Consider the following 24,411-nt stretch of genomic DNA (forward strand, 5'->3'; position numbering starts at 1 on the left):
ATAAATAGAACCTTATTTACCTTTTGTATCTGGTTTACTTTTTTGTGAATTTTTTCTATAAGAAGAAGGATTTTTCCCTGTATGCAGTTTAAAAATTCGTGTAAAATGACTTTGGTCTGAAAAACCTGTCATATAAGCGATCTCAGTCAATGAATAAGTGGAATTTTGAATAAGATTGATGGCTTTTTCGATACGAAGTTTTCTAACATATTCACCAAAATTCAAATCTTCAAAATACTTAGAAAATTCTCTGGATAGATAAGATGGATTGAGTTCTAAATCACTTGAGATTTTTTTAAGATCAAAAGCAAACTGAGTATCAATCTGATCCTGAATGATTTCTTTTAAATCCTTAACCCAAGAAGGTGTTTTCTGATTTGATTTTTTTTCTGCCAGGAATTTGTTGTAAACCTCATGGAGCAGATTCTCAAACGGACTATTTTGTAAATGATTTTGTTTGTACAAATGCGTTGCCCAACTATAAAGCGCGTCATAAATAACCATTCCACTTTTTAATAATTCGGCATCGTTGATGATATTATGAGAAAGTCCGGCAGAAATGGCCCAGAGCCCTGCCGATTCTTTTGCAAGATCATGTTGATCTGTATCGGCACCACGCACAATTTTGGCCATTATTAAAATAGCAGGATCCTTAATTTCATGCTTTTTTACAATGTAGTCAAAAGTACATTCTTCGTTGTAATGGGTATATTCTACATTCGGAATGTCAAACGGAATCGCATTTAAAACTTCGGCTTTAGCCAGAACATCATCAAAAGGAACATAAATAAATTCGGCATCGCGGTCGACAAATTTTTTGATTAGCCATGGGCACGCAATTCTGTCAATTTTAGGTCTTTCTCTGGTGATCCATTTCATTGGCGATAGTTAATTCATTCCTTCGGTAATATCTCTCACGCCTCCAAAACTGGTTTTTAGCAACTCCCTAACCTGAAATTGTGTTTTATTTCGGGTAATAGCATTCCATTCTTTAAAATCATATACATGAATTTGTTTCGCATACGGATTGGTTACGAAAGAAAGACGGGAAATGGAATATTTAAAATATTTTAATTCGTGTGAAATATGTCTGTTTGGAACTACGATCAATATAGTTTCAAAATCCAGAAAATTCTTGGGAACATCCTCTCTTTTGGTCAGGCCAAGGTGCTCAAAAAAAGCAATTATTTTTTGATCGTTCAATTTATCTATTTTGTCATCAATACGCTTAATGGTGCTAAGAAGCGTATTTTCGTCTTTTATAACACTCATGATCCAATTTGGTTTTGTTAATTTTCAATATAAAATTACATCAAAAGAACAAGATTTGTTCCAGAACCTCTGATAGAATGATTCTAAATTTTTAACGTCTAATTTTCAGGTATTATTGTTTGAGATAAAGATCAGATTTTGATAAAATACTATTATTTTAATCGGTTTAAAAGCGATATTTTTATCGCTATTTGTTAAGAATTTATTCAATCCTCTTGTTTATGAAAGCTATTTTTTCGAAAAGCACACTATCCTGTCTTATTTTTTTGATTTCGTTTTGTACTTCGGCACAAAATAAATCAGAAAGGGAATTGAATTTAATTGATAAAGATTGGTGTTTTTCGTTCGGACATTTATATGACACACAAAAAGATTTTGGCCACGCTGAAGGCTATTTCTCTTATTTAACAAAAACCGGATTTGGAGATGGACCAGCAGCGTCAGGCTTTGATGACCGTGCCTGGAGAAAATTAGATTTACCTCACGACTGGGCTGTAGAGCAATCTTTCAGCGAAAAAGCAAGCTATAGTCACGGCTTTAAAACGGCGGGAAAAGGTTTTCCTGAAAAAAGCATTGGCTGGTATAGAAAGAAAATCAGTATTCCGGAAAGTGATAAAGGCCGAATTATATCCTTGAAATTTGACGGCGTTTTCAGAAATTCTAAAGTGTTTTTTAACGGCTATTTCCTCGGAACAGAAGAAAGTGGTTACAATGGTTTTGAATACGATGTTTCGGCTTATGTGAATTATGGTGGAGAAAATACAATCGTGGTTCGGGTTGATGCTTCGATGGAAGAAGGCTGGTTTTATGAAGGTGCCGGAATTTATCGACATGTGTATTTAAAGAAAACAAATCCGATTCATGTTGTGACAAATGGAACTTTTATAACCACTGAGGTAAAACAGAATAATGCCGAAATTACTGCTGAAGTTACAATTGAAAACAAAGGAAAGTATAAAGGTTCAATTGAAATTACTCAGACTATTTTTGATGCGAAAGGGAAACAAATTACTTCTGTTTCTGAAAATGCTCAAGCTCCGGATTTTTATAAAACTACCAGTTTTACTTCAAAATTAAATATAAAAAATCCATTGTTATGGGATATTGAAAATCCTAATTTATATCGTTTGGAAACTCAAATTAAGCAAAATGGAAAAATAATTGATCATTACGAAACGCCTTTTGGAATTAGGACTATGAAGTTTGATCCTGAAAAAGGTTTTTTCCTGAATGGAAAATCGGTTAAACTAAAAGGAACCAATAATCATCAGGATCATGCCGGAATTGGAACGGCATTGCCAGATGAATTGCAATATTACCGAATAAAAAAACTCAAAGAAATGGGTTCGAACGCTTATCGCTGCTCGCATCATCCACCAACTCCGGAATTGCTCAAAGCCTGTGATGAATTGGGAATGTTGGTAATAGATGAAACCCGTTTAATGGGAATTAACGATTATCATTTGAGTGAATTGAAGCGAATGATAGAACGAGACCGCAATCATCCGAGTATTTTTTGCTGGTCCGTTGGGAATGAAGAATGGAATATTGAAGGAAATATTGTGGGCGAACGCGTTACAAATGTGATGCAGGGATTTGCGAAAAGTATTGATTCAACAAGGACTGTAACTGTTGGAATTAGCAGTGGTTTTAAAAGCGGAATATCTTCTGTTGTTGAAATTATGGGTTATAATTATTTAGGAAACGGTGATATCGATGCACACCGAAATGAGTTCAAAAACCAACCCGGAATGGGAACGGAGGAAGGTTCAACCTTTGCAACACGAGGGATTTATTTTACAGATGATGCGAAACATTATCAAAGTGCTTACGATAAAAAACCACGCCCAACTTTTTATAGTATAGAAGAAGGCTGGAAATTTTATGCTGAAAGACCGTATTTGGCAGGAGTATTTTTTTGGACAGGTTTTGATTATCGCGGTGAACCAACACCTTATGGCTGGCCATCGGTGACATCTTATTTTGGAATGATGGATGTTTGTGGTTTTCCAAAAGACAATGTGTTTTATTTGAAATCGTGGTGGGGAAATGAACCTGTTTTACATATTCTGCCACATTGGAATTGGAGCGGAATGGAAGGAAAGGAAATCGACGTTTGGGCGTATTCAAATTGTGATGAAGTGGAACTTTTCCTCAACAAAAAAAGTCTTGGCAAGAAGAAAATGGAGCGAAACGGTCATTTAGAATGGAAGGTAAAATATGAAACCGGAACTTTGGAGGCAATTGGTTTTAAAAATGGAAAAAAGGTTTTGAGCGAAGTTCAAAAAACAACAGGAAACCCAGAAAAAGTAAAACTTTCTATAGATAAAGAAAATCTTCCAAACTCTAACGTTGTGGTTCTAACGGCCGAATTGACTGATAAAAACGCTCTGCATATTCCAACAGCAAACGACGAAATTACGTTTTCAATTAAAGGCGGAAAAATTATGGGAGTAGGAAATGGAGACCCAACTTCATTAGAGAGTGATAAATTTATTGATAACATTGAGTTAGTTGCTATAAATAATTTTAAGGAGAAGAAGTTGGTTTCAGCAGATCTTCCAGATAAAATTCAGGATGATGTTGATACTGAATGGAGTACTGCTTTTAAAGACAGGGATTATAAAAAACAAGCTCCGGCATATCTTTACAAAGGAGATTTTGAGTTAAAAAACAAGTCAGGTTCTAATATCATAACGTTTTTCTATAAGAAAATAGGAAAAGAAACCGTAGTTTTTGTAAACGGAAATAAAGTCGAATCAAGGAAGGAAGATGCCCAAGAATACATTTTAAATAAAGCAATTTTAAAAGAAGGAAAAAACACAATTTATATTGCTACGACGCCATTGCAAAAAGCAAAAGACTGGGACGTAATGAACACCGATCCCGGAATTATTCAAGTAGTAACTCCAGCAGAACCCTGGAAGAGAAAACTCTTTAATGGATATGCACAAATCATCATCCAAAAAGATGAAAATGCTAAAGAAGTAGTTTTATCTGCTAGAGCGAGAGGATTAAAATCTGGAGTTTTAATAGTTAAGTGATTTAACCGCAAAGTTCGCAAAGATTTACGCAATGCACGTAAAGAAAAAAAACTTAGCGGCTTCGCGACTTTGCGAGATTATTTCGCCCCAGCTAAAAAAACTTAGCGACCTTAGCGTAAACCCTTAGCTCCCGATAGCTATCGGGATTGCGGTTAAGCCCGCCCAAAACCTGAAACTTGAAACAAAAGAAACCTGAAAACAAAAAAAAACTTATTTGATTTTCATAACTTTGCAAAATGAAAGAGCAAATAGAATGTCAGGCAACAGAACTTGGAATAAACGATTTAAAGCTGAAAGGTTTTAAAGTATACGAAGTAAATGGTGATGTTAGTAAAATCCCAACCTATAACCGTAGGGATTTTTACAAGATTTGTATCAATACCAGCAAAAGTCTCATACATTACGCGGATCGCGGAATAGAAGTCGACGGTACTATTTTGTTTTTCGGAAATCCACATATTCCTTATTCCTGGGATACCCTTTCGCCTTCTTATGAAGGTTTTGCCTGTGTTTTTACTGAAGATTTTTTGAAGGTAAATGATCGATCAGCAAGTCTTCATGAATCGCCTTTGTTTAAAATAGGAGGAACACCAATTTTTTCGTTATTACCTGAACAAAAGTTGTTTATAGATTCGTTATTCCAAAAAATGATCGAAGAACAAGAAACAGATTATGTTTTTAAAGATGATTTAATCCGCAATTATATCAATTTGATTCTGCATGAGTCGATGAAAATGCAGCCTTCTGAAAACTTTTTTAAACATAAGAATGCTTCTTCAAGAATCACTTCATTGTTTCTGGAACTTTTAGAAAGACAATTTCCGGTAGAAACAAAAGATCAGCCTTTACTTTTAAAAACGCCGCAAGATTACGCACAAAGCCTTGCTGTTCATGTAAATCACCTCAATCGTTCGGTAAAAGAAGTTACCGGAAAACCTACTACAGCACATATTACAGAACGAATTATCGGCGAAGCCAAAGCTTTATTGCAACATACCGACTGGAGCATTGCAGATATCGGTTACTCACTCGGATTTGAATATCCAAGCTATTTTAATAATTACTTTAAAAGACTCACGGGAACCATTCCGAAATCGTTGAGAATGTAAATTGTTTCATATTCTTAATTTTTTGTTTGATTATCATTATCTGAGGTCGGTTTTACTAAAGTAAATTTGCATCGAAATAATTAGTATTAATCCTTTATCGGTTTCTATAAACTAAATCTAACTTCTTAAAGCGCATTCTTGCTTTTCGGATTTGGTTGTTCCGATAGTAAAAACAAATAATTATGAAAACTTCAGAAAATCAATTAAACGAAATTTTTCCTAAAGGCGATTTGGCTTCGGCTGATTACTTTACAGGAAAAGCCTGGGTTAAAATGCTAGTTCCAAATGACCCGGTTCTAAATACTGCAGTTGGTAATGTCGTTTTCGAACCTGGTGCAAGAAACAACTGGCACACTCATCCAGGTGGACAAATTCTGATCGTAACACAGGGAACAGGATTTTATCAGGAAGTTGGTAAACCTATTCAGTTACTGCAAGTAGGTGATGTTGTCAATATTCCGCCTGACCTTAAACACTGGCATGGCGCGTCGCCAGATAGCGAATTCACTCACATTGCCATAAGCACTAATACCCAAACCGGAATTGTAGATTGGTTAGAACCCGTAACCGACGACCAGTACAATAGCTTTAAATAAATACTAACTCTAAAAAATAAATAAGTTATGTCAACAAATTATACAGCAGTTATTGAAGAAGGAAAAGTCCCAAATACGTATATGACGGGCGAAGTATCTTATAAAAAACAAACTAGTAATATTCATCCCGAAAATACAATGATTAAGGAAGTTACTTTTGAGCCTTGTGCAAGAAGTAACTGGCATGTTAATTCAAGCCTGCATATGCTTATTGCAAAAGAAGGTGTAGGTTATTATCAGGAAAAAGGAAGCGCAGTTCGCTTAATTCATAAAGACGAAGTGATCACCATTTTACCGGGAATTGAACATTGGTACGGAGCGACCCCGTTTAGAAAATTTTCTTATTTAGCTATTATTACAGAGATAGACAAAGGTCATGGGGAATGGCTTGACAGCGTTACAGATAAAGAATATCACAGTTTTGGGAGTTAGAGGAATTTGATAATTTGATAATTTGATAATTTGTCAATTAGATAATTAGATAATTAGATAATTCTGAGCTTACCTGACCATAATCGTGTCATCCCAAGGGATAACACTAGATACTTCTTTGCTATAAGTTGTCAATCTTTGCGACTTAGTGCCTTTGTGGCAAATGCTAAGCAACCTGAAACCTGAAACCTGAAACAAAAAAACTTAAAACATGGAAACAAAAAACGTAAAAGCCTTTGGTACAGAAGCTGCTGAGGCACCATTACAGACATTAGACATTAAACGAAGAGCGGTACAGGCGCATGACGTGGAAATAGAAATTTTATATTGCGGAATTTGTCACTCCGATTTACATTCGGCCAGAAACGAGTGGCATGGTACTGTTTATCCAATTGTTCCCGGACATGAAATTGTAGGGAGAGTGGTAAAAGTAGGAGAGCATGTAAAGAATTTCACAGTAGGTCAATTAGCTGGAGTAGGCTGTATGGTTGACTCTTGCAGAGAATGTGAGCATTGCAAAAATGATTTAGAGCAATTCTGTGACGAAGGAAATATATTAACGTTCAATTCACCTGACAAACATTTAGGCGGACAAACTTTTGGAGGCTATTCACAAAGTATTGTAGTTGATGAGAATTATGTATTGCATATTTCAGACAAATTAGATCTTGCCGGAGTTGCACCGTTGTTATGTGCAGGAATCACAACGTATTCTCCGTTAAGACACTGGAAAGTTGGTCCTGGTCAAAAAGTGGGAATTGTTGGAATTGGCGGCTTAGGTCATATGGGAATCAAATTGGCGAAAGCAATGGGCGCTCATGTAGTAGTTTTCACGACTTCATTATCTAAAACCGAAGATGCAAAACGTTTAGGTGCTGATGAAGTAGTTTTATCTACAGATCCGGAACAAATGGCGAAACACGCTAAAACATTACACTTCATTTTAGATTGCGTATCGGCTGAACATAATATCGATTCCTATTTAAACTTACTTAAAGTAGATGGAAATCTGGTACTAGTTGGCGCTCCTATGGATCCGCTTCCGGTAACCTCATTCAGTTTGATTTTAGGAAGAAGAAGTTTTGCAGGATCTGCCATTGGTGGAATCAAAGAAACTCAGGAAATGCTTGATTTCTGTGCAGAACATAATATCACCGCAGATATTGAAGTTATTGGCGTAAACGAAGTAAATGATGCTTACGAAAGATTATTAAAAGGAGATATCAAATATCGTTTTGTGATTGATATGGCTTCTTTGAAGTAGGTTCAAAGGCTCAAAGTAGCAGAGGTTCAAAGTTTTTTTTAAATGTGTTTATTTTTGGGATGCTACGAATTACCACAGAGACTAAACCTTTGAACCTTTGCACCTCTGTAACTTCGCACCTTTAAAAAAAAGAAACCCCTTAAGCAATTCAACTCTTAAGGGGTTTTTAAAATAAATAATAACCAATTAAATTTATTTTACTTTTTGTCTAAATTTTGTTTTAGCAATTTTGCGTGCTCTAAATGCGCGGTCAATCCGGCAATATTATTAGAAGCCCACGTTTTAACATCTTGATCTTTTGCATCTTTAGAAGCTTCTTCAAGTTTTTTGATCGCTTTTTCGTGACCATCGATCATCATATCAGCGAATTTTTTATCAAAATCCACTCCTGATTTTTCGTTTAATTTTTTATATTCTTCCTGTCCGTCTTCAGTAAGAGAAGTGGGTAATGTAAAGTTTTTTGCTTTAGCCAAAGCACTAACTTCAGAAGCCGATTTAGTATGTTCATCTACTAACATTTTTCCGAATTTTTTCACTTCGGGATTAGTACTTTTAGTTTGTGCCAATTTTCCAATTTCGATTTCAGCTAAATTAATTTCAGCCTGATCTACTAAAAACTCAGAATCATCTTCTTTACTATCAATTGAGTCAAATTTTGCCTCATTTGCATCTTCTGCTACTTCTTTTGGATCTTCTTGTTTAGGTTCATTTTTACAAGAATTCAAAAATATAATGATTAATCCTGCTCCTAAAATTACTTTTCCGGCTAATAGTATCTTTTTCATGATTTTATAGTTTAAATGTTATGATGTAAAATTATTCAGATGATACAAAGAATGTCTTACAGCATTATTAAATAATGTTACAGGATTTCAAGATGATGGAAAATTTTTATCAATTGCGGTTTTCCGTAAGGAAGTATACTATTTAAATCATAATCTTTGAAAGACAGAATTTTAATTTAAATAAAAATCAAAAATGATTAATGTTATTTTATGGTTGATATCAACTATAGTTATTATATTGGGGAATCTTTAGAATACAGTTTGCTCTAATGATATATTAATTAGTTGTTTAAAGTACATTTATGAAAATATTAAAAATAATTGCAGGCTACCTTTTATTGTTTTTAGCAGGGTTTATAACTTTAGCTACAATAAATACATTTTTTACTTCTTTAATGAGTGCCTCAGTTGAATTTCACAAATCAAAGTCATCGGGTGTCGCACATTTTTTGGGAGGAATGATTGTAATTGTTCTGGCAGTTTTATTAATTAGATTTCTATGGAGAACGGGAAATAAATTAATTGGAAAGCAAAAGAATGTTACTCTTGATTCCATAGATGAAATTGGAAAAGCTGAATCATAATTTAAGTCTGACTAAAACAAATGATATTATGTCAATAATCAACCAAAAAACAATTAAAATATTCTTACGGCTCGCCATTTCAATCGGATTTATCTCTGCAGTTGCAGATCGATTTGGATTATGGAATGCCGCAGTTTCAGCATGGGGAAATTGGAGTAATTTCCTTGCATATACTAAAGTTTTAAATCCGCTAATTCCGGAAAGTTTAATCGAGCCAGTTGCAATAATTGCCACAGCGGCTGAAATCATTTTTCCAATTTTCTTGCTAATCGGTTTAAAAACTGAATTGTTTGCAAAACTTAGCGGTTGTCTATTATTGCTTTTCGGTTTGTCAATGATTTTTTCTGTTGGAATTAAAGCGCCACTTGATTATTCTGTTTTCACCTCAGCAGCAGCCGCTTTTGCTTTGAGTTTGATGAAAGAAAAATATCTCGAAATTGATTTATATCTTCAAAATAAATAACTACCATTTTAACGACAACCCTAAAAATCCCAATTCCAAAAGAGTTGGGATTTTTTTATGCTTTCTATCTAAAGTTAATTATGAAAGTTATTACAAGAATTATATAACGGTCTGAAACTGTTTTATTTTGAAATTTGATATACCAAACATTCAATTTTAAACCTAAAATTCTTAATCATGTATGCAACAGGTAAAAGTGACTATCATGGCCTTTTAAAGGAAGGATATAGCAAAACTAAATCAGCTCCGGTTACGACCAAAAAAGATCCTGATTTAAAAGCAGAAAAAACAAAGCCTTATGAAGAATGGACAAAGGAAGACTTGTATCAGGAGGCTATAAAAGCAAATATTCCAGGACGGTCTTATATGAATAAAAAAAGCCTCATTCGCTCTTTGAAGAAAAATTAAAAAATAAATGCCACAGACTATGAAAATGAGAATAATAGTTGAAAATCTTTTAAATCTGTGGCTAAAACATCCGCTTGACGGGAAACAAAAATCGAATACACATGAATGCAACAAAAGTAGCCAAAGCTGAAAAATTAGTGAACCAGTTCATTAAAACACCGCATTTGGTATTGGAAAAACTGGATTTAGTTTACGTAAGCAATCAGCAATTGACTATTGAAAGATGCAAATGTGAAGAAGGTTTTATTTATAAAAAAAAGGGTCGTTGTATTAAGCAAAAAAGCGAATTAAAACGCATAAACAGTTTGGTTTTACCGCCAGCCTGGCAAAACGTACAAATTTCAGATTTGCCAAATGCGCATTTACAAGCAGTTGGTTTAGACGATAGAAACAGAAAGCAATATAGATATCATCCGAAGTGGAATTTGATCAGAAATCAGACTAAGTTTTACAAAATAGCTGAATTCGGATCCAAGTTGCCAGCAATTAGAAAACAGGTTGATAAGGATTTAGAACAAAAAGAATGGGGAAGAGAGAAAGTTGTGGCTTTGGTGATTCGATTGATGGAAGAAACGCATATTAGAATTGGAAATGAAAAGTACGCCAAGGATAATAAATCATATGGACTTTCGACTTTAAGAAAACGCCACATTAACATTGATAAAAATTCACTCCGATTTGAGTTTGTCGGAAAAAAAGGAATTCAGCATACGATTACAACCAAGAATAAAAAACTTATAAAATTAGTAAGTCGATGTGAAGAAATTCCGGGTTGGGAAGTTTTTAAATATTACGATCGAAATGGCGAAAAAAAGGTTTTAGACAGTCATATGGTGAATGAATATTTACATAGTATTTCTGGTGAATATTTTAGTGCAAAAGACTTTAGAACCTGGGCTGCGTCGATTATATTTTTTGAAACTCTGATGGAAATCGGAACAACATCAGACGAAAAAGAAATAAAAAAGAATATTTTGGAAGCCTATGATATTACAGCAGAGGCGCTAGGAAATACCAGAAACGTTTGCAAGAATTATTACGTTCATCCTTTATTGGTTTCGACTTATGAAGACGGCTCGATTCAGCACTATTTTGACAGGGCTAAAAAAAGCCGAAGCAATCAGAAATACTTTTCGAGAACCGAAATTGCTTTTTCTGAGTTAATACAAAATTATCAGCTCAATTTATTGTAAATCAGTACTTATAGAGCTATTAATATAATGTTTAGAGTTAATGTTTATCTTTTAAAAACATGAAATTTGAGTAACAAACAAAAATCATATTAATTTAAAAATCAAGCTTATGTTACGTTGGACAGTCATTTTTATTATTCTAGCCATAGTGGCAGGAATATTCGGTTTCGGTGGAATCGCCGCCGGAGCAGCAAGTATAGCTAAAGTATTATTCTTTATATTCATTGTATTATTTCTTCTTTCGCTTATTGGCGGCCGTAGAAGTATTTAGTCTATATAGCTCAGTAAATTAAATAACGAACTTGAAACGACACATATACTTCGGTAAATGTGTCGTTTATATTTTTTAAAATAAAAGAAATACTATGGGAACACAAAGCGGTGCTTATCAGGATGTTTACATCAAAAGAGAAGACGAAATGGTAAGTTTAAAAAATGATGTAACAGATTTTTGTGAGAAGTATATAAAACCTGTTCATCCTGAGAATTGGGATTGGTCGGTTCGTGATTTTGAAAATCCGGAAAATGACCCAACCATCGATGAAGCGAGAGCAATAGGGAATGTGGTTTATAATGATTTGAAAAAGAAGGGAACTGATGTTGATCTCTCGACAATGAATAACGTAAAAGCAATTGAAGCGTATTTGAATCCGAAAAGCAAACATGAAGCGTTTAATATGGAAGAATTCGCTTTCGCCTTAAAAGTAGAACTCGAACACGGAAGAATTAAAGACGTTAATGTAACCAACAATCATCCGTTTTTAACCGCTATGATTGCATTGGCACATATGACCGAGAGTCTGACGTATTACAAAAGATTAAAAGTAATGGAAGCTGAGGGTGAAATTTATGAAATCATGCGTAAAATTCAGGCTTCGGACGTTGGAAAAGAGGAATGGTATAAAGAATTAGGCAAAGCCGAACTGGAATTAAACGAAGCAAAAGCCGGACTCGCAGAACGCCTGGAGAAAATGGATGATATTCCGACTTTGGAGAAAATTGGGGATTGAAATTAATAATTTCAAAGTTAATCATATAGTTTTATCATAGAAATAGAAATGACAGTATACCTCAGTAACTTAATTAAAACATAAAAAAAAACCGTTAAGTAATTAACGGTTTTCTTGTTTTTAGCCTTTCTGAGTTTAAAATTTTCTAGGATCATTTGCAGGATAATCCTCTTCAGAATCTTCTTCTTCGATTTCTTCCTCTTCAAAGTCATCTTCGTCTTCGTCTTCCTCATCCGGATCAATGTCTTCCAGATCATCAACTTCATTAAAGTCTCCATCTTCGCGCTCACGAACGTCTGAAGGATTATCTAATTCATCTACAGCAGGATCAAGATCTTCATCTACAGCATCATCATATAAATCATCGCTCGTATGTATTAGATCTTTTTCTGAGTGAAAATCATCGTCCAAATCCTCAATATCCTTCTTGTCATAAACCATTTCGTCCGGATTTATACCATCAGGATTGTGTCCATTTCTAACAGTGTAGCCGCGTTCTGCGATTACTGCGTTATCGTCATCAATTTCTTTCATGTCGTCGATATCATACAATTCTTCATTCATAAGTCTGTTTTTATCGGCAGTATTTAGATTTTGGTTTCTCGGATCTCTATTACTGGTTGTACTGTTTTTTTGTTCTGTAGTATTCATGATATAAAGTTTTATAGTATTAGTATTATACAAATCTAATGACGAAGGCGACCGATTTCTTTATAGGATTGTAAAATGTAATTGTATAATTAACAGGTGTTTAGAATGGAACGAAATCAAACAATGATATAACTAAACCGAAACTGCGATACCTAATTTTATCTCATATTAATCCATATAAATTTATTATTATGAAAACCGCAACGAATAAAAAGGAAACAACTACAAAGTCTAAAGCAACTGCAAAAGCAACTACAAAGACAGGAGTTACAAAACCAAAGTCTGATGCCGCATCAGGTTTGACAGAATTATTTGAAGATGGCCTTAAAGATATTTACTGGGCAGAAAAAGCTTTAACGAAAGCACTTCCTAAAATGGCTAAAAATGCTACATCGCCAGAACTTATTGATGCACTAAACAGTCATCTAACTGAGACAGAAGGACAAATTAGCCGTTTAGAGCAGGTTTTTGAACTTGCAGGTCAGAAAGCTGTCGCAAAAAAATGCGATGCAATGGCGGGCTTAATTGAAGAAGGGAACGGAATTCTGGAAGAAACTGAAATTGGTGTTGTTCGTGATGCCGGAATCATTGCCGCTTGCCAGAAAATCGAACATTATGAAATCGCTACTTACGGTACACTAAGACAGTTTGCGGAAACTTTAGGTATGGAAGAAGCGGCCTCTTTATTAGAGCAAACGCTTGAAGAAGAAAAAGCTGCCGATAAAGCGCTGACAATTGTGGCTGTAAATGCCGTAAACTTTGAAGCTGCAGAAGCAGATTAGATTTTATTTTGATTGAAGAAAAGAAAAGTGCAGTCTAATAAAGCTGCACTTTTTAGTTTATAATTTAAAAGTCATATTATGCCCGAAGGTCCGTCTATAGTCATATTAAAAGAAGAAGTACAACAATTTACAGGAAAAAAGATAATTGACGTTTCCGGAAATAGTTCTATTGATATTCAGCGTCTAAAAGATAAAACCATACAGAAGTTTAAAACCTGGGGAAAACACTTTTTAATTTGTTTTGAAGGATTTACGGTAAAGATTCATATGCTGATGTTTGGAACTTATCGTGTCAATGAACGAAAGGAAACCCAACCGAGGTTAAGTCTGGGATTTTCTGATGGAGAAATTAATTTTTATACCTGTTCGATAAAAATTCTGGAAGGAGATATTAATGCTATCTATGACTGGAGCGAAGATGTAATGAACGATAATTGGGATCCGAAAAAAGCAAAACAAAGTCTGGAAAAAAATCCGAATGAAATGATTTGTGATGCGATTTTAGATCAGAATATATTTGCCGGAGTAGGGAACATTATTAAAAATGAAGTTTTGTACCGATGCCATATTCATCCCGAATCATTGGTTGGTAAAATTCCATTTCATCATCTGAATGAAATTATTTCTGAATGCTCTATTTATAGTTTTGAGTTCCTGTATTGGAAGAAAAAGAATGAATTGAAAAAGCATTGGGAAGCGTATACGAAAACAGTCTGCCTGCGTTGCAATTTACCTATGATTAGAAAACACACTGGCCACAGAAATAGAAGAAGTTTTTTCTGTACCAAATGTCAACAATTACACATATGAAAAATGAAATTCAAATAGGATGCTCCAGCTTTAATAACCGATTTTGGAAGGGCATTTTCTATCCCGAAAATCTGCCCACTGCTAAATTGTTTGATTATTATTGCCAGCATTTTAACACCTACGAGTTTAATGGAAGCTTTTATAGATTTCCAACTGTAAAAGTATTCGAAAACTGGTATAATAAAGCACCGGAAAACTTTACATTTTCAGTCAAGGCGCACAAAGAAATTACGCATATCAAAAAGTTTGTTAATTGCGAAGACCTTATTGCCGATTTCTATCAGATTTGCAAATCGGGTTTTAAGGAAAAACTTGGAGCTGTTTTATTTCAGTTTCCGCCGAGTTATAAATACAGTCCTGAAAATCTTGAGTTAATTATTCAAAACCTTAATACAGAGTTCAAAAATGTAATTGAGTTTCGTCATGAAAGCTGGTGGATTCCAGAAGTTTGGGAGGCCTTTTTAGCAAATAATATAACATTTTGCAGCGTTAGTTATCCTAAATTACCTCAAACTATTTTTATTAATTTCCCTTTGGTTTATCTAAGATTTCATGGTATCCCGAAACTGTTTTATTCTAGTTATGACACAGAGGAATTACTTCGGATAAAGGCTGAAATCAATTCAAAACCAGGTTTTGTGTATTTTAATAATACTGCAAGTGAGGCCGGAATTTTGAATGCTTTGGAGTTTAAGGGGTAGTCTAACCGCAAAGCTCGCAAAGGGTTTACGCCAGGTTCGCAATGATTAATTACTATCCTTGTGTCCTTTGCGTAAACCCTTTGCGAACTTTGCGGTTAAATATAAACTTATTCCAAAGTTAAAGTCCCTTCAATCCCATCATCCATTGTTTTTCCGGTTACAAGTGCTGCTGCCATTTTTGCAATAGCCACCATTGAACCGTTTTTGTTATTCCAATAATAACCATCTTCAGGAATAACTTTAATTACGCTTAAGTTTGGATCATCTACACCACCTGGCATCCATACTTTTACAATTGGATTATACAATTCTTTAATCGTTTCACGATCGTACGAAATAGATGCAGTTCCATGTAAAGTAAGAAACTTATCATGCGGTTCAGAAAAGAAAATTTCAACTTGTGGATTCTGGCTGATTTCTGCGTTCTGACTGCTGTTTCTGTCTGATAAAAACCAAAGCTGGCCTAAGTCATCAATTTTCTGAACAGACATCGGGCGTGATTGTAATCTGTATTCATTGTACGTACAAAACATACAGGTTTTTATGTTTTCTGCAAGATCTTTTATTTTATCTACAGCAAATTCGTTTGTAAGGTCTTTATGATCTCCCATGACTTTTATATTTAGTTATTTAATGCTAAAACAATTTACTAAAACTCTTATTTAATGGGAGTTATAGCACGACGTTTCAGGTTTAATTTTATATAAGTAAAATTGCTTTTTATATATTATTTTGGGTTACATAATTTGTATTATTACTTATGAGATTACAACTACTAATTTTTTCATTTCATGGCTTGTAGAGAAGCTAATAAATCGATAAATTTGAAGTATCTTTGAAAAAAATAAATCGTTTCACTAAATACCATGACAGATTTGACGATATTTTACACAGACGATGATGAGGACGATTTGAGCATTTTTGCAGATGCCATTGAGTCATTGCCAAAAAAAATACAACTTAAAACCTATAACGGAGGAGATAAATTACTATCTGCAATTTATAATCCGCCACCAACGCCGCATGTCATTTTTTTAGATTTGAATATGCCTGGAAAAAACGGTTTTGATGTTTTGACAGAAATAAGGAACTCAGATAAAAAAGACATTCCGGTTGTCATTTTTTCGACTTCAAATGAACCTGGTATTATAGAAAAATGCCGCACGTTAGGTGCTAATTTATTTATAACTAAGCCAGTTTTAATGAAGGATATCGTAAAATCCATAGAACACGCATTACAAATCAACTGGGAAGAATTTGTTCCGGACATTAAAAGTTTCGTTTACAAATCGTAAGGAATAAAATGATTTAAACCTCGATATAAAAACACATAAGTACTTTTGGCTTATGTGTTTTTTTTATTTTACAATTCAGGTAAATAGATTTCGAATGTTGCACCTTTTCCTTTTTCACTATGCGCAGTGATAATACCTTTATGGTTTTCGACAATCTTTTTGACAATTGCTAAACCAATTCCGGTACCCGAAAACTCACTTTCAGTATTTAGTCTCTGAAAAACTTCAAAGATTCGTTCTTTATATTCAGCATCAAAACCAATTCCGTTATCCGATATTGTCAAATGATAATACATTTTTTCAGGATAAATAACCGGCATTTCGATTTCTTTTCCTTTAAGTCTATTGGCTCTGACTTCAATATGCGGCGCTTCGCCTTTTTTAGAAAACTTCAAAGAATTTCCGATGAGGTTATGAAGTAATTGTCTAAACTGAAACGGAATAACAGTTGCTTCTCCTAAAGGATCAAACTCTATTACTGCATTCGTTTCTTCAATTCGTTCAGAGAAATCACTTTGTATTTCCTCGGCAATTTCGTCCAGATTTGTCTTTACAAAAACCCTGTCGGCAGAATTGGTTCTGGAGTAGGCAAGAAGATCTTGTATCAGGGTTTGCATTCTTTTGGCGGAAACCTCAATTCGGTTTAAATAAGTTTTGGCTTTCGCCGAAATGTTTTCATCATCCAAATCCGCTAAACGACTGGCAAAAGTTTGAATTTTCCGAAGTGGTTCCTGCAAATCATGACTAGAGATATAGGCAAAAGACTGCAGCTCGATATTCATATTGATTAAATCCCTGTTTTTCAGTTCGAGTTGAGCCGTCCTTTCAGAAACTTCTTTTTCGAGTTTGTCGGTAAAGTTTTTCTGATCGTGAATATCCGTGCTTGTTCCCACCCACATTTGTGTATTTCCTTCTTCGTCTTTTTGAGCAATAGCACGGCTTAACTGCCATCTGTATTCACCATCATAACGACGAAAACGATGCTCTAACAAAAAGTCGTTTCCGGTTTTTATCGCTTCCATCCATTTGTTTATGTTTACCTCGCGATCATCAGGATGTACAATTTGCAACCAGCCGTCCTTGTCAATTTCTTTTTCAGATAAACCAGAAAACGTATAAACTGATTTGTTGAAATAATTCAGATTTCCCATTTCGTCACCAGTCCAGATAAACTGCGGCATAGAATCGGCAAGAAGCCTGAATTTCTCTTCGCTTTTCATTAGAATTTGCTGGCTGTTCTTTTCATCTGTAATATCAATGATAGTACCAATCATTTGGGTAGGGTCGCTGCTATCATCAAAGAATATTTTTCCGTGCGCTTTAATCCACGCAATAGAATGATCAGGTTTTATAATTCGAGCTTCGTATTTATAAATACTGGTTTTAAGCGCGACTTTATAGGCTTTTTCTAAAATAGAAAGATCATCGGGATGAATTTGATGTAGGATATCCGGTCTTGTTAATTTCTTGTTTTTTTTATGACCAAAAAGTGCGGGTAAATTTTCAGAATAAATTAATTCCTGAGTCGGAACATTTAGATCCCAGGTTACAATTTCGGCAATTTCAGCCGCTAAACGGGCTCTTTGTTCAACATCTTCCAGTTTCTTACGGGCATCGACTTTTTGGGTTACGTCATTTACGGTAACCATTATACCAGATGCTTTTCCGTCTTGCTCAAACAAAGGCGTGTATTGATAATCGAGATAAAACTTTTTAAGTTCTCCTTTTATATCGACATAAGCGATAGCTTCATATTCACGAATAATTTCGCCGTTTTTTATCACATTGTCTAGTAATTCAGGATACTTTTGTTCTAGTAATTCAGGAAAAATCTCAAGAATTGGCTTTCCAATAGTTTCACTTTCTTCTTTTTGCCAAATGGCTTTCATCATGGCATTATTAGCCATTTCTACAACATGATTTTTACCTCTAAAGATGGCCATTGCAATTGGGGACTCAATAACAATCTGACGAAATGCTTTTTCACTTTCTGCCAAAAGATGTCTTGCCTTTACAGCTTCTGTAACTTCGTAAGAAACGATTATTATTCCGGAAACAATATTGTTTTCATCTCGTAATGGATGAAAAACCGAATTAAAATAACATAATTCTTCTTTGCCATAGCGATTTAAGGTTACCGAAAGTTCATCAGTATGATAGGGAATTCCGGTTTCATAAACAGGTAAAAGCAAAGGATAAACAGTGTCTTTGGCCTCCGGCACCATTTTGAAAATAGGGTGTCCTAAAATTTCATTTTCTTGTTTATCTACAATTTGTAAATAAGTAGGATTGGCCATTTCAACAATTAGATCCTTGCCTTTTAGAATCGCAATTCCGAGTGGTGCTTGTTTTACGATGTTTCTAAATCTTTTTTCGCTTTCTGCGACAGTATTTCGTGCGATTACTTGTGCCGTAACATCATTCGCTACTGCTACAATGCCTGAAATGGTTCCGTCAGCTTCTTTTAAAGCTTCATACACAAAATTAACATATACATCTTCAATTTCGCTTTCACGGGGTAATTTTACAAGTCGTTCGTGCGCTTCAAATTTTTCTCCCGTTTGGTATACAGTATCAAGAATGGTTTCCAAGCCTTGTCCTTTTACTTCAGGTAAGGCTTCAAAAATAGGTTTGTTTTGTACTTGACTATTTTTCTTTCCCCATAATTCCAGCATAAGATCATTGGCAATTTCTACTATAAATTCAGGCCCTCTAAAAACGCACATGGCGCTTGGAGTTTGCAAAATGTTATTAAGATAGCGGGTATTGCTTTCTTCTAATTTATTCAACATTTTTACCTTGTCTGTCGTTTCATTGCAAATCACTAAGACGCCGTCAATTTTCCCCGAATCATTATTTACAGGACTATAACTAAAAGTCCAGTAAACATCTTCCATTTTTCCGTTGCGATAGATGGGCAGAAATTGATCTTCGTGCCAGGTTGCTTCACCTTCAGTCAGAACCTGATCGATTAAGGGTTTGATAAAATCCCAGATTTCGGGCCAGAAATCGGCTCCTTTTTCACCTAAGATAAAAGGATGTTTTCCTTCCATTCCCAGACTTGGGCGATAAGCATCATTATAAAAGCAAATATGTTCCGGTCCCCAAAATAAGAACATGGGGAATTTAGAGTTTAAAAGAATTCCTAACGTAGTGCGTAAACTTTGTGGCCACGATTCGACTGGACCGACTGCCGTTTTACTCCAGTCTTTGGCACGTGTCAGTGCGCCCATTTCACCGCCCTTAGCAAGAAAATCCTGATTTATATTGGTCATTAAAATTTTGGTTTTATTGTAAAGAATAGTACGTTTTAATTATAGTAATCCCTAAATAATTTAAGGGATTGTTAAAATTAGAAAATAATATTGATTTTGATTTCGCTTTTTTTAATTGAGGTAAGATTTAAATCTATTGAGTTAATTTTATTTGTGATCTATGATGAAATTTGATAAAACAAAGATTTACAAAACAATCTCGCTTAAAAAATTAAGTCATGAAAAAAGAACAAAAACACGAAACCGATTATATCAGAAAATATCAGGAAGAAGGTTACACGGCAAATTTTTTGTTTGAAAACGGCTGTTTATTAGACTCGGAAACAAAATACGCTTATAAACCAGAAGAAATTTTTATAGTTGCCCATCATCGTTACGAAGGTATGAGCGACCCTGATGATATGTCTATTTTATATGTAATAGAAACGGGTGATCAAAAAAAAGGAACTCATTTAATGGGATACGGCCCAACCGCCGATTTAGAAGAAGCTGAATTCTTTAAAGATATTCCAGAGGATAATTATTCTGTAAATGCAGACGTCCAAAAACTTACGTAAGATAATTTAAGTAGGTATTTTTATTTTGCTGAGAAGCAGCTGTTTTCGGATTTTTCTGAAGGCAGCTGTTTTTTTTTGAGGTTCAAAGGTTCATAGGGGCAAAGGTTCAAAGGCTTTCAATATTGGGAGGAGCCTTTGCGCCTTTGTTCCTCTGCGCCTTTGTCCCTTTTTGATGTGTTATCTCTGTTTTATTTTGGTTTTCGTTGCAAAACAAATAACCTTTATTACGTAAGTTTTAACCTTTGTCGCTTTGAGCCTATGAACCTTTGAACCTCTCTTCTAGTAATTATGAAAGTTCTCTCCAAAATTGTGTAATAAATTGATTTGCAATATGTACGAACTTTGAAATATCAAAATAACAAAGTAAAACCATAAAAAAGTTTTGTACGTAAATATGTACTAACCACTTTATTCAAACCAAGATGAAAAAACTATACTTAAATACTGGAGGATTCAATACTATTTTTAATGATCTTAAAGATAGTTTTGATGGTGAATTAGTTGTAAACAATAATGAATACACATTAAATATAAAATCAAAATGGGCGAGAGGTACTATCAAGGCTGTTCGCTTTGAAAAAGAAATGTCTTATGTGAATTTTGATCTTGTTTTTAATCACGATGTCACTTTAAGTATTGAATCGCTTCAAACTGCACCTGTATTTTTTGCTTATTGCGAAAAAGGTATCTTAACACACAGTTTTGGTGCGAATGGAACGCAAAGAAAAATTAAAAGCAATCAGACAGCTGTTTTGAATAATACATCGGTTATAAATAGCGTATTATCTTTTGAAAGCCACAAACCGATTCAGTTTTCATTAGTCGGAATGCCAACAGTGGTTTCTGTTGCAGAAGAAAATACTGAAATGGTTTCTCAACTTAAAAAAAGATTCACTACAGATTCAGGGCAATATTTATATATCGGAACAAAAAATCAAAAAATTGCGGAGAAATTACAAGAACTAACTAAGATGCCTCAAAAAGGAATTGTTAGAAGTTTACTTCAAAAAAGTATCCTAAACAGTATTCTGGAGATGGAGATAGCTCAACATAGTTATAACTATATGACAACTTTTGATCCAATATTACATTTGGCAACAAGACAAATCAACGAAATCAAAAGAATTTCGAATATTAATATCGCAGAAGTATGGCATGCCGCAGGATTAGCAAGCCGAAACTATCTGCCACGTATTTTCAAAGAGAAATACCATTTGTCATTTAAGCCATACAATCAAAAATTAGCTAGCTGATAAGCATTACATATTGTCGATACATTCGATCTTACGAAAAAAAAAACAGCTTTTATTGAGCTGTTTTTTTTATTTAAAGGAACTAAGGTTCTAAGATTTTTATATCACATACGTGTAGTACCTCAGCAACTCAGAACCTCAGAACCTTTTTTCTAAGATTCTTTCTCATAATAAATAATAAAATAAACCATAACGAGATTCAGACAAAGTGAAACACTATTGGTTATTATTATCGGCAAATCATTTTTCAGAATGCCATAGACAATCCATACCATAATTCCGAAAGTAAGAATACTGAAAGTTTTGAGCGAAATCGCCTTAACTTTTTTGGTTTTCCAAACCTTCAGAATCTGAGGAATCACCGATATAGTGACACAAGTCCCTGCAAATAATCCGATAATGTCTATGTAGTTCATTTTTTTATTTTTAAAGGAGCTAAGGTTCTGAGGTACTATGGTTCTAAGGTATTAATGTAATTGCAAAGTAGGCAACCTGAAACCTGAAACCTGAAACTTGAAACCTGAAACCTGAAACAAAATTTAGCCCCCCACTAGTTCTCCACCGTTAATATGAATAAATTGTCCTGTAATATAACTGCTGTCTTCGCAGGCCAGAAACACATAGGCAGGCGCAACTTCTGAGGGCTGGCCGGCTCTTTCCATTGGATTGTCTTTTCCGAAATCGGCTAATTTATCGAAACTGGCTACAATTAATGGTGTCCAGATTGGCCCGGGCGCAACGCCGTTTACGCGTATTTTCTTTTTAGCCAGCATTGTCGATAATGACCTTGTAAAACTAACTATTGCACCTTTTGTACTGGCGTAATCTGCTAAGTGTTCGCTGCCACGATAGGCAGTAACCGAACTAGTATTTACGATAGTGTCACCTTCTTTTAAAAAAGGCAGGGCCGCTTTTGTTATATAGAAATAGGGATAAATATTAGTTTCGAAAGTTTTGTGAAGCTGCGAAGCGGTTATTTTCTCCAGTTCGTTTTGAGGAAATTGTGTTGCAGCATTATTTACTACAATATTTAATTTTTTGAAATGAGTATGGCACTTTTTCACAGCGTTTTTGCAGAATTTCTCGTCCTTCAGATCACCGCTGATTAGCAAACATTCCTGTCCTTCTTTTTCAATTAATGCTTTTGTTTCCTGTGCATCTTTATCTTCTTTAAGATACACAATCGCGATATTGGCGCCTTCTCTGGCAAAATGAACGGCTACGCTTCGGCCAATACCACTGTCACCACCGGTTATAAGAGCAACTTTTCCTAATAATTTTCCGCTTCCAACGTAGTTTTCTCTAATAATTTCTGGTTCCGGATGCATCAAATGTTCGTTTCCTGGAAGATTTTGTTTTTGCTCCGGAAATGTTTTTGTCTTTTTCATAGCTAGAAATTTACTCCATAAATAAGACTCTAAAATAGAAATACATCCAATAAAAGGTTGACTGAATTGAATTTAAGATTGTCTCAATAAAAAGTATTTTTAAGAATCGACATGGATATTTTATAAACTCCACATGGGAATTATGTAACATATTGGCAGCTTCGATAAAACCCTTCGGATGTTTTTTTTTATAAATTTGGGAGTTTCGCTGAAACGAGCTAATCACCGTTTTAGTATTTCAAAAAACAAAAATTTTATCTGAATCGAATTTTAACTTAACAATTTTAATTCATAACGCTTTACCCCAACAGCATGGTATTAATTGTAGATGATATAAGAGCAAATATAATTGCCTTAAAAAAGACATTAGAATTGCACGATATCGATGTTGACACTGCTGAATCTGGAGAAGAAGCCCTGAAGAAGATCCTAAAGACAAACTACTGTCTTATCATCATGGATGTTCAGATGCCCGGACTTGACGGTTTCGAGGTAGTCAAAATTCTTTCCGGAAATAAGCGTACCAAAGACATTCCGGTTATTTTTCTTTCGGCACTAAATATCGAAAAAAAATACATTTTCAAAGGCTACGAAACCGGTGCTGTAGAATACATTACCAAACCTGTAGATTCTGATTTACTTATTCTTAAAGTAAAAACATTCATAAAAATTTACGAGCAGCAAAATGAATTGAAAGGAATGAAAGACCTTCTTTCCAAAGAAATAAAAATCAGAAAAGAAGCTCAGGATAACCTTGAAATCAAAATTGCAGAAAGAACCAGAGAATTGGTTTTAAAAAATGAAGAACTGGAACTTAGAAATCATGAACTTCAGCAGTTTTCATGGGTTGTTTCTCATGATTTAAATGAGCCTATCCGAAAGATTCAAATCTTTATCAAAATCATCAAAGAACTTTATTTAACTACTGATGAAAAAGCAATTGATTATGTTGACCGTACGATAAAATCGGCTGAAAGAATGCAGACTTTAATTACCGATTTACTGGCGTATTCAAGGTTGTCATCGCAGGTAAAACCTGAAACTACAGATTTAAATGTGGTGCTTCAGGAAGTAATTTCCGATTTTGATTATATGATTGAACGAAAAAATGCAACTATCAAAACCAGCGAACTTCCAACAATAGATAGTATTCCGAGTCAGTTGCGACAGGTCTTTCAGAATTTAATTGGAAATGCTCTTAAATTCTCAGGAAATACTGACCATCCGGTAATTGAAGTTACTTCTGAAATTATTGCCGAAAAGTCTTTTGAAAGCCCAGTTGCCCCAGATGGAAAGTTTTGCAGAATCGTTGTAAAGGACAACGGAATTGGGTTCGATGAAATTTATCTGGATCGTATCTTCATTATTTTCCAGAGCTTAAACGATCGTCAGACCTATGAAGGCACTGGAATTGGTCTTGCAATTGCCAAAAAAATCATCGAAAAACACAACGGGTTAATCACAGCAAAAAGTCAGGTAGGAGAGGGCGCCAGCTTTATTATTATCCTTCCTTTAAAATACGAATAATTATAATTTAAA

26 protein-coding genes are annotated in these 24,411 nt (G+C 34.5%); 18 read left to right on the forward strand and 8 right to left on the reverse strand.

Annotated elements, in window-relative coordinates; translation table 11 throughout:
• Nucleotides 1–12 precede the first annotated feature (12 nt).
• The gene (locus IRZ99_RS02535; RefSeq protein ID WP_194655764.1) at nucleotides 13–879 is read right to left on the reverse strand and encodes a chromate resistance protein ChrB domain-containing protein; all 867 of its coding nucleotides are present in this window, start codon (nucleotides 877–879) and stop codon (nucleotides 13–15) included.
• Nucleotides 880–888: 9 nt separating this feature from the next.
• Nucleotides 889–1,272: a hypothetical protein gene (locus tag IRZ99_RS02540; protein ID WP_194655765.1), complete on the reverse strand. Its 384-nt coding sequence runs from the start codon at nucleotides 1,270–1,272 to the stop codon at nucleotides 889–891.
• Nucleotides 1,273–1,493: 221 nt separating this feature from the next.
• Here IRZ99_RS02540 and galA point away from each other — a divergent pair, with 221 nt between their 5' ends.
• The 5 genes from galA (at nucleotide 1,494) to IRZ99_RS02565 (ending at nucleotide 7,717) form a co-directional block, all read left to right on the forward strand.
• Nucleotides 1,494–4,316, forward strand: coding sequence for a beta-galactosidase GalA (gene galA / locus IRZ99_RS02545; RefSeq protein WP_194655766.1), 2,823 nt, complete (start codon nucleotides 1,494–1,496; stop codon nucleotides 4,314–4,316).
• Between the two features lie 236 nt (nucleotides 4,317–4,552).
• Entirely contained in the window at nucleotides 4,553–5,425 is an 873-nt protein-coding gene (locus IRZ99_RS02550) for an AraC family transcriptional regulator (protein WP_194655767.1), read from the forward strand.
• 182 nt (nucleotides 5,426–5,607) lie between these two features.
• Nucleotides 5,608–6,021: a cupin domain-containing protein gene (locus IRZ99_RS02555; protein WP_194655768.1), complete on the forward strand. Its 414-nt coding sequence runs from the start codon at nucleotides 5,608–5,610 to the stop codon at nucleotides 6,019–6,021.
• 27 nt (nucleotides 6,022–6,048) lie between these two features.
• Nucleotides 6,049–6,453 (forward strand): cupin domain-containing protein, encoded by a 405-nt coding sequence (locus tag IRZ99_RS02560; protein ID WP_194655769.1) that lies wholly within the window; start codon nucleotides 6,049–6,051, stop codon nucleotides 6,451–6,453.
• A 211-nt stretch (nucleotides 6,454–6,664) separates the two neighbouring features.
• Nucleotides 6,665–7,717 (forward strand): NAD(P)-dependent alcohol dehydrogenase, encoded by a 1,053-nt coding sequence (locus tag IRZ99_RS02565; RefSeq protein ID WP_194655770.1) that lies wholly within the window; start codon nucleotides 6,665–6,667, stop codon nucleotides 7,715–7,717.
• Between the two features lie 197 nt (nucleotides 7,718–7,914).
• Here the strand turns inward: IRZ99_RS02565 and IRZ99_RS02570 are convergent, their stop codons facing one another.
• Nucleotides 7,915–8,502, reverse strand: a complete 588-nt coding sequence (locus IRZ99_RS02570; RefSeq protein ID WP_194655771.1) for a DUF4142 domain-containing protein — start codon at nucleotides 8,500–8,502, stop codon at nucleotides 7,915–7,917.
• 302 nt (nucleotides 8,503–8,804) lie between these two features.
• Between IRZ99_RS02570 and IRZ99_RS02575 the strand changes: the two genes are divergently transcribed.
• From IRZ99_RS02575 to IRZ99_RS02600, 6 genes are all read left to right on the forward strand, one after another.
• Nucleotides 8,805–9,086, forward strand: a complete 282-nt coding sequence (locus IRZ99_RS02575; protein ID WP_194655772.1) for a hypothetical protein — start codon at nucleotides 8,805–8,807, stop codon at nucleotides 9,084–9,086.
• 28 nt (nucleotides 9,087–9,114) lie between these two features.
• Nucleotides 9,115–9,549 (forward strand): DoxX family protein, encoded by a 435-nt coding sequence (locus tag IRZ99_RS02580; protein ID WP_194655773.1) that lies wholly within the window; start codon nucleotides 9,115–9,117, stop codon nucleotides 9,547–9,549.
• Nucleotides 9,550–9,726: 177 nt separating this feature from the next.
• Nucleotides 9,727–9,957, forward strand: coding sequence for a Rho termination factor (locus IRZ99_RS02585; RefSeq protein ID WP_194655774.1), 231 nt, complete (start codon nucleotides 9,727–9,729; stop codon nucleotides 9,955–9,957).
• A gap of 101 nt (nucleotides 9,958–10,058) precedes the next feature.
• The gene (locus IRZ99_RS02590; RefSeq protein WP_194655775.1) at nucleotides 10,059–11,150 is read left to right on the forward strand and encodes a DNA topoisomerase IB; all 1,092 of its coding nucleotides are present in this window, start codon (nucleotides 10,059–10,061) and stop codon (nucleotides 11,148–11,150) included.
• Between the two features lie 109 nt (nucleotides 11,151–11,259).
• Nucleotides 11,260–11,421 carry a DUF1328 domain-containing protein gene (locus IRZ99_RS02595; protein WP_194655776.1) on the forward strand — a complete coding sequence of 54 codons (162 nt, stop codon included), beginning with the start codon at nucleotides 11,260–11,262 and terminating at the stop codon, nucleotides 11,419–11,421.
• A gap of 94 nt (nucleotides 11,422–11,515) precedes the next feature.
• On the forward strand, nucleotides 11,516–12,160 hold the full coding sequence (locus IRZ99_RS02600) for a DUF5661 family protein (protein ID WP_194655777.1): 645 nt from the start codon (nucleotides 11,516–11,518) through the stop codon (nucleotides 12,158–12,160).
• Between the two features lie 135 nt (nucleotides 12,161–12,295).
• On the opposite strand, the gene IRZ99_RS02605 is transcribed toward IRZ99_RS02600, so the two are convergent.
• Nucleotides 12,296–12,811, reverse strand: a complete 516-nt coding sequence (locus IRZ99_RS02605) for a hypothetical protein (protein WP_194655778.1) — start codon at nucleotides 12,809–12,811, stop codon at nucleotides 12,296–12,298.
• Nucleotides 12,812–13,002: 191 nt separating this feature from the next.
• Between IRZ99_RS02605 and IRZ99_RS02610 the strand changes: the two genes are divergently transcribed.
• The 3 genes from IRZ99_RS02610 (at nucleotide 13,003) to IRZ99_RS02620 (ending at nucleotide 15,104) form a co-directional block, all read left to right on the forward strand.
• On the forward strand, nucleotides 13,003–13,593 hold the full coding sequence (locus tag IRZ99_RS02610) for a ferritin-like domain-containing protein (RefSeq protein ID WP_194655779.1): 591 nt from the start codon (nucleotides 13,003–13,005) through the stop codon (nucleotides 13,591–13,593).
• Between the two features lie 78 nt (nucleotides 13,594–13,671).
• A complete protein-coding gene (locus IRZ99_RS02615) occupies nucleotides 13,672–14,403 on the forward strand; it encodes a DNA-formamidopyrimidine glycosylase family protein (RefSeq protein WP_194655780.1) in 732 nt (243 codons plus the stop codon).
• Nucleotides 14,400–15,104: a DUF72 domain-containing protein gene (locus IRZ99_RS02620; protein WP_194655781.1), complete on the forward strand. Its 705-nt coding sequence runs from the start codon at nucleotides 14,400–14,402 to the stop codon at nucleotides 15,102–15,104. Before IRZ99_RS02615 ends, IRZ99_RS02620 begins: the two co-directional genes overlap by 4 nt.
• A 107-nt stretch (nucleotides 15,105–15,211) precedes the next feature.
• On the opposite strand, the gene IRZ99_RS02625 is transcribed toward IRZ99_RS02620, so the two are convergent.
• Nucleotides 15,212–15,715, reverse strand: coding sequence for a pyridoxamine 5'-phosphate oxidase family protein (locus IRZ99_RS02625; RefSeq protein ID WP_194655782.1), 504 nt, complete (start codon nucleotides 15,713–15,715; stop codon nucleotides 15,212–15,214).
• Nucleotides 15,716–15,970: 255 nt separating this feature from the next.
• Between IRZ99_RS02625 and IRZ99_RS02630 the strand changes: the two genes are divergently transcribed.
• A complete protein-coding gene (locus tag IRZ99_RS02630; protein ID WP_194655783.1) occupies nucleotides 15,971–16,399 on the forward strand; it encodes a response regulator in 429 nt (142 codons plus the stop codon).
• Nucleotides 16,400–16,467: 68 nt separating this feature from the next.
• Here IRZ99_RS02630 and IRZ99_RS02635 read toward each other — a convergent pair whose 3' ends face one another.
• Nucleotides 16,468–19,674, reverse strand: a complete 3,207-nt coding sequence (locus tag IRZ99_RS02635) for a PAS domain S-box protein (RefSeq protein ID WP_194655784.1) — start codon at nucleotides 19,672–19,674, stop codon at nucleotides 16,468–16,470.
• A 218-nt stretch (nucleotides 19,675–19,892) separates the two neighbouring features.
• On the opposite strand from IRZ99_RS02635, the gene IRZ99_RS02640 reads away from it, so the two are divergent.
• Entirely contained in the window at nucleotides 19,893–20,231 is a 339-nt protein-coding gene (locus IRZ99_RS02640) for a hypothetical protein (RefSeq protein ID WP_194655785.1), read from the forward strand.
• 422 nt (nucleotides 20,232–20,653) lie between these two features.
• Nucleotides 20,654–21,484, forward strand: coding sequence for a hypothetical protein (locus IRZ99_RS02645; protein ID WP_194655786.1), 831 nt, complete (start codon nucleotides 20,654–20,656; stop codon nucleotides 21,482–21,484).
• Nucleotides 21,485–21,636: 152 nt separating this feature from the next.
• Here the strand turns inward: IRZ99_RS02645 and IRZ99_RS02650 are convergent, their stop codons facing one another.
• Nucleotides 21,637–21,900, reverse strand: a complete 264-nt coding sequence (locus tag IRZ99_RS02650) for a SemiSWEET family sugar transporter (RefSeq protein WP_194655787.1) — start codon at nucleotides 21,898–21,900, stop codon at nucleotides 21,637–21,639.
• A 123-nt stretch (nucleotides 21,901–22,023) separates the two neighbouring features.
• Entirely contained in the window at nucleotides 22,024–22,872 is an 849-nt protein-coding gene (locus tag IRZ99_RS02655) for an SDR family oxidoreductase (protein WP_194655788.1), read from the reverse strand.
• A gap of 312 nt (nucleotides 22,873–23,184) precedes the next feature.
• On the opposite strand from IRZ99_RS02655, the gene IRZ99_RS02660 reads away from it, so the two are divergent.
• On the forward strand, nucleotides 23,185–24,399 hold the full coding sequence (locus IRZ99_RS02660; RefSeq protein WP_194655789.1) for a response regulator: 1,215 nt from the start codon (nucleotides 23,185–23,187) through the stop codon (nucleotides 24,397–24,399).
• Nucleotides 24,400–24,411 lie beyond the last annotated feature (12 nt).

The organism is Flavobacterium sp. LC2016-12 (assembly GCF_015351595.1).
Classification (GTDB): Bacteria; Bacteroidota; Bacteroidia; order Flavobacteriales; family Flavobacteriaceae; genus Flavobacterium.

Excerpts from the sequence above, each read along its gene's own strand:
- IRZ99_RS02575 (WP_194655772.1), top strand. The coding sequence starts at position 8,805 with ATGAAAATATTAAAAATAATTGCAGGCTACCTTTTATTGTTTTTAGCA.
- IRZ99_RS02640 (WP_194655785.1), top strand. The coding sequence starts at position 19,893 with ATGAAAAAAGAACAAAAACACGAAACCGATTATATCAGAAAATATCAG.
- IRZ99_RS02610 (WP_194655779.1), top strand. The coding sequence starts at position 13,003 with ATGAAAACCGCAACGAATAAAAAGGAAACAACTACAAAGTCTAAAGCA.
- IRZ99_RS02650 (WP_194655787.1), bottom strand. The coding sequence starts at position 21,900 with ATGAACTACATAGACATTATCGGATTATTTGCAGGGACTTGTGTCACT.
- IRZ99_RS02555 (WP_194655768.1), top strand. The coding sequence starts at position 5,608 with ATGAAAACTTCAGAAAATCAATTAAACGAAATTTTTCCTAAAGGCGAT.
- IRZ99_RS02535 (WP_194655764.1), bottom strand. The coding sequence starts at position 879 with ATGAAATGGATCACCAGAGAAAGACCTAAAATTGACAGAATTGCGTGC.
- IRZ99_RS02595 (WP_194655776.1), top strand. The coding sequence starts at position 11,260 with ATGTTACGTTGGACAGTCATTTTTATTATTCTAGCCATAGTGGCAGGA.
- IRZ99_RS02600 (WP_194655777.1), top strand. The coding sequence starts at position 11,516 with ATGGGAACACAAAGCGGTGCTTATCAGGATGTTTACATCAAAAGAGAA.
- IRZ99_RS02585 (WP_194655774.1), top strand. The coding sequence starts at position 9,727 with ATGTATGCAACAGGTAAAAGTGACTATCATGGCCTTTTAAAGGAAGGA.
- IRZ99_RS02565 (WP_194655770.1), top strand. The coding sequence starts at position 6,665 with ATGGAAACAAAAAACGTAAAAGCCTTTGGTACAGAAGCTGCTGAGGCA.
- IRZ99_RS02615 (WP_194655780.1), top strand. The coding sequence starts at position 13,672 with ATGCCCGAAGGTCCGTCTATAGTCATATTAAAAGAAGAAGTACAACAA.
- IRZ99_RS02645 (WP_194655786.1), top strand. The coding sequence starts at position 20,654 with ATGAAAAAACTATACTTAAATACTGGAGGATTCAATACTATTTTTAAT.
- IRZ99_RS02560 (WP_194655769.1), top strand. The coding sequence starts at position 6,049 with ATGTCAACAAATTATACAGCAGTTATTGAAGAAGGAAAAGTCCCAAAT.
- IRZ99_RS02630 (WP_194655783.1), top strand. The coding sequence starts at position 15,971 with ATGACAGATTTGACGATATTTTACACAGACGATGATGAGGACGATTTG.
- IRZ99_RS02655 (WP_194655788.1), bottom strand. The coding sequence starts at position 22,872 with ATGAAAAAGACAAAAACATTTCCGGAGCAAAAACAAAATCTTCCAGGA.
- IRZ99_RS02620 (WP_194655781.1), top strand. The coding sequence starts at position 14,400 with ATGAAAAATGAAATTCAAATAGGATGCTCCAGCTTTAATAACCGATTT.
- galA (WP_194655766.1), top strand. The coding sequence starts at position 1,494 with ATGAAAGCTATTTTTTCGAAAAGCACACTATCCTGTCTTATTTTTTTG.
- IRZ99_RS02660 (WP_194655789.1), top strand. The coding sequence starts at position 23,185 with ATGGTATTAATTGTAGATGATATAAGAGCAAATATAATTGCCTTAAAA.
- IRZ99_RS02635 (WP_194655784.1), bottom strand. The coding sequence starts at position 19,674 with ATGACCAATATAAATCAGGATTTTCTTGCTAAGGGCGGTGAAATGGGC.
- IRZ99_RS02580 (WP_194655773.1), top strand. The coding sequence starts at position 9,115 with ATGTCAATAATCAACCAAAAAACAATTAAAATATTCTTACGGCTCGCC.
- IRZ99_RS02570 (WP_194655771.1), bottom strand. The coding sequence starts at position 8,502 with ATGAAAAAGATACTATTAGCCGGAAAAGTAATTTTAGGAGCAGGATTA.
- IRZ99_RS02550 (WP_194655767.1), top strand. The coding sequence starts at position 4,553 with ATGAAAGAGCAAATAGAATGTCAGGCAACAGAACTTGGAATAAACGAT.
- IRZ99_RS02625 (WP_194655782.1), bottom strand. The coding sequence starts at position 15,715 with ATGGGAGATCATAAAGACCTTACAAACGAATTTGCTGTAGATAAAATA.
- IRZ99_RS02540 (WP_194655765.1), bottom strand. The coding sequence starts at position 1,272 with ATGAGTGTTATAAAAGACGAAAATACGCTTCTTAGCACCATTAAGCGT.
- IRZ99_RS02605 (WP_194655778.1), bottom strand. The coding sequence starts at position 12,811 with ATGAATACTACAGAACAAAAAAACAGTACAACCAGTAATAGAGATCCG.
- IRZ99_RS02590 (WP_194655775.1), top strand. The coding sequence starts at position 10,059 with ATGAATGCAACAAAAGTAGCCAAAGCTGAAAAATTAGTGAACCAGTTC.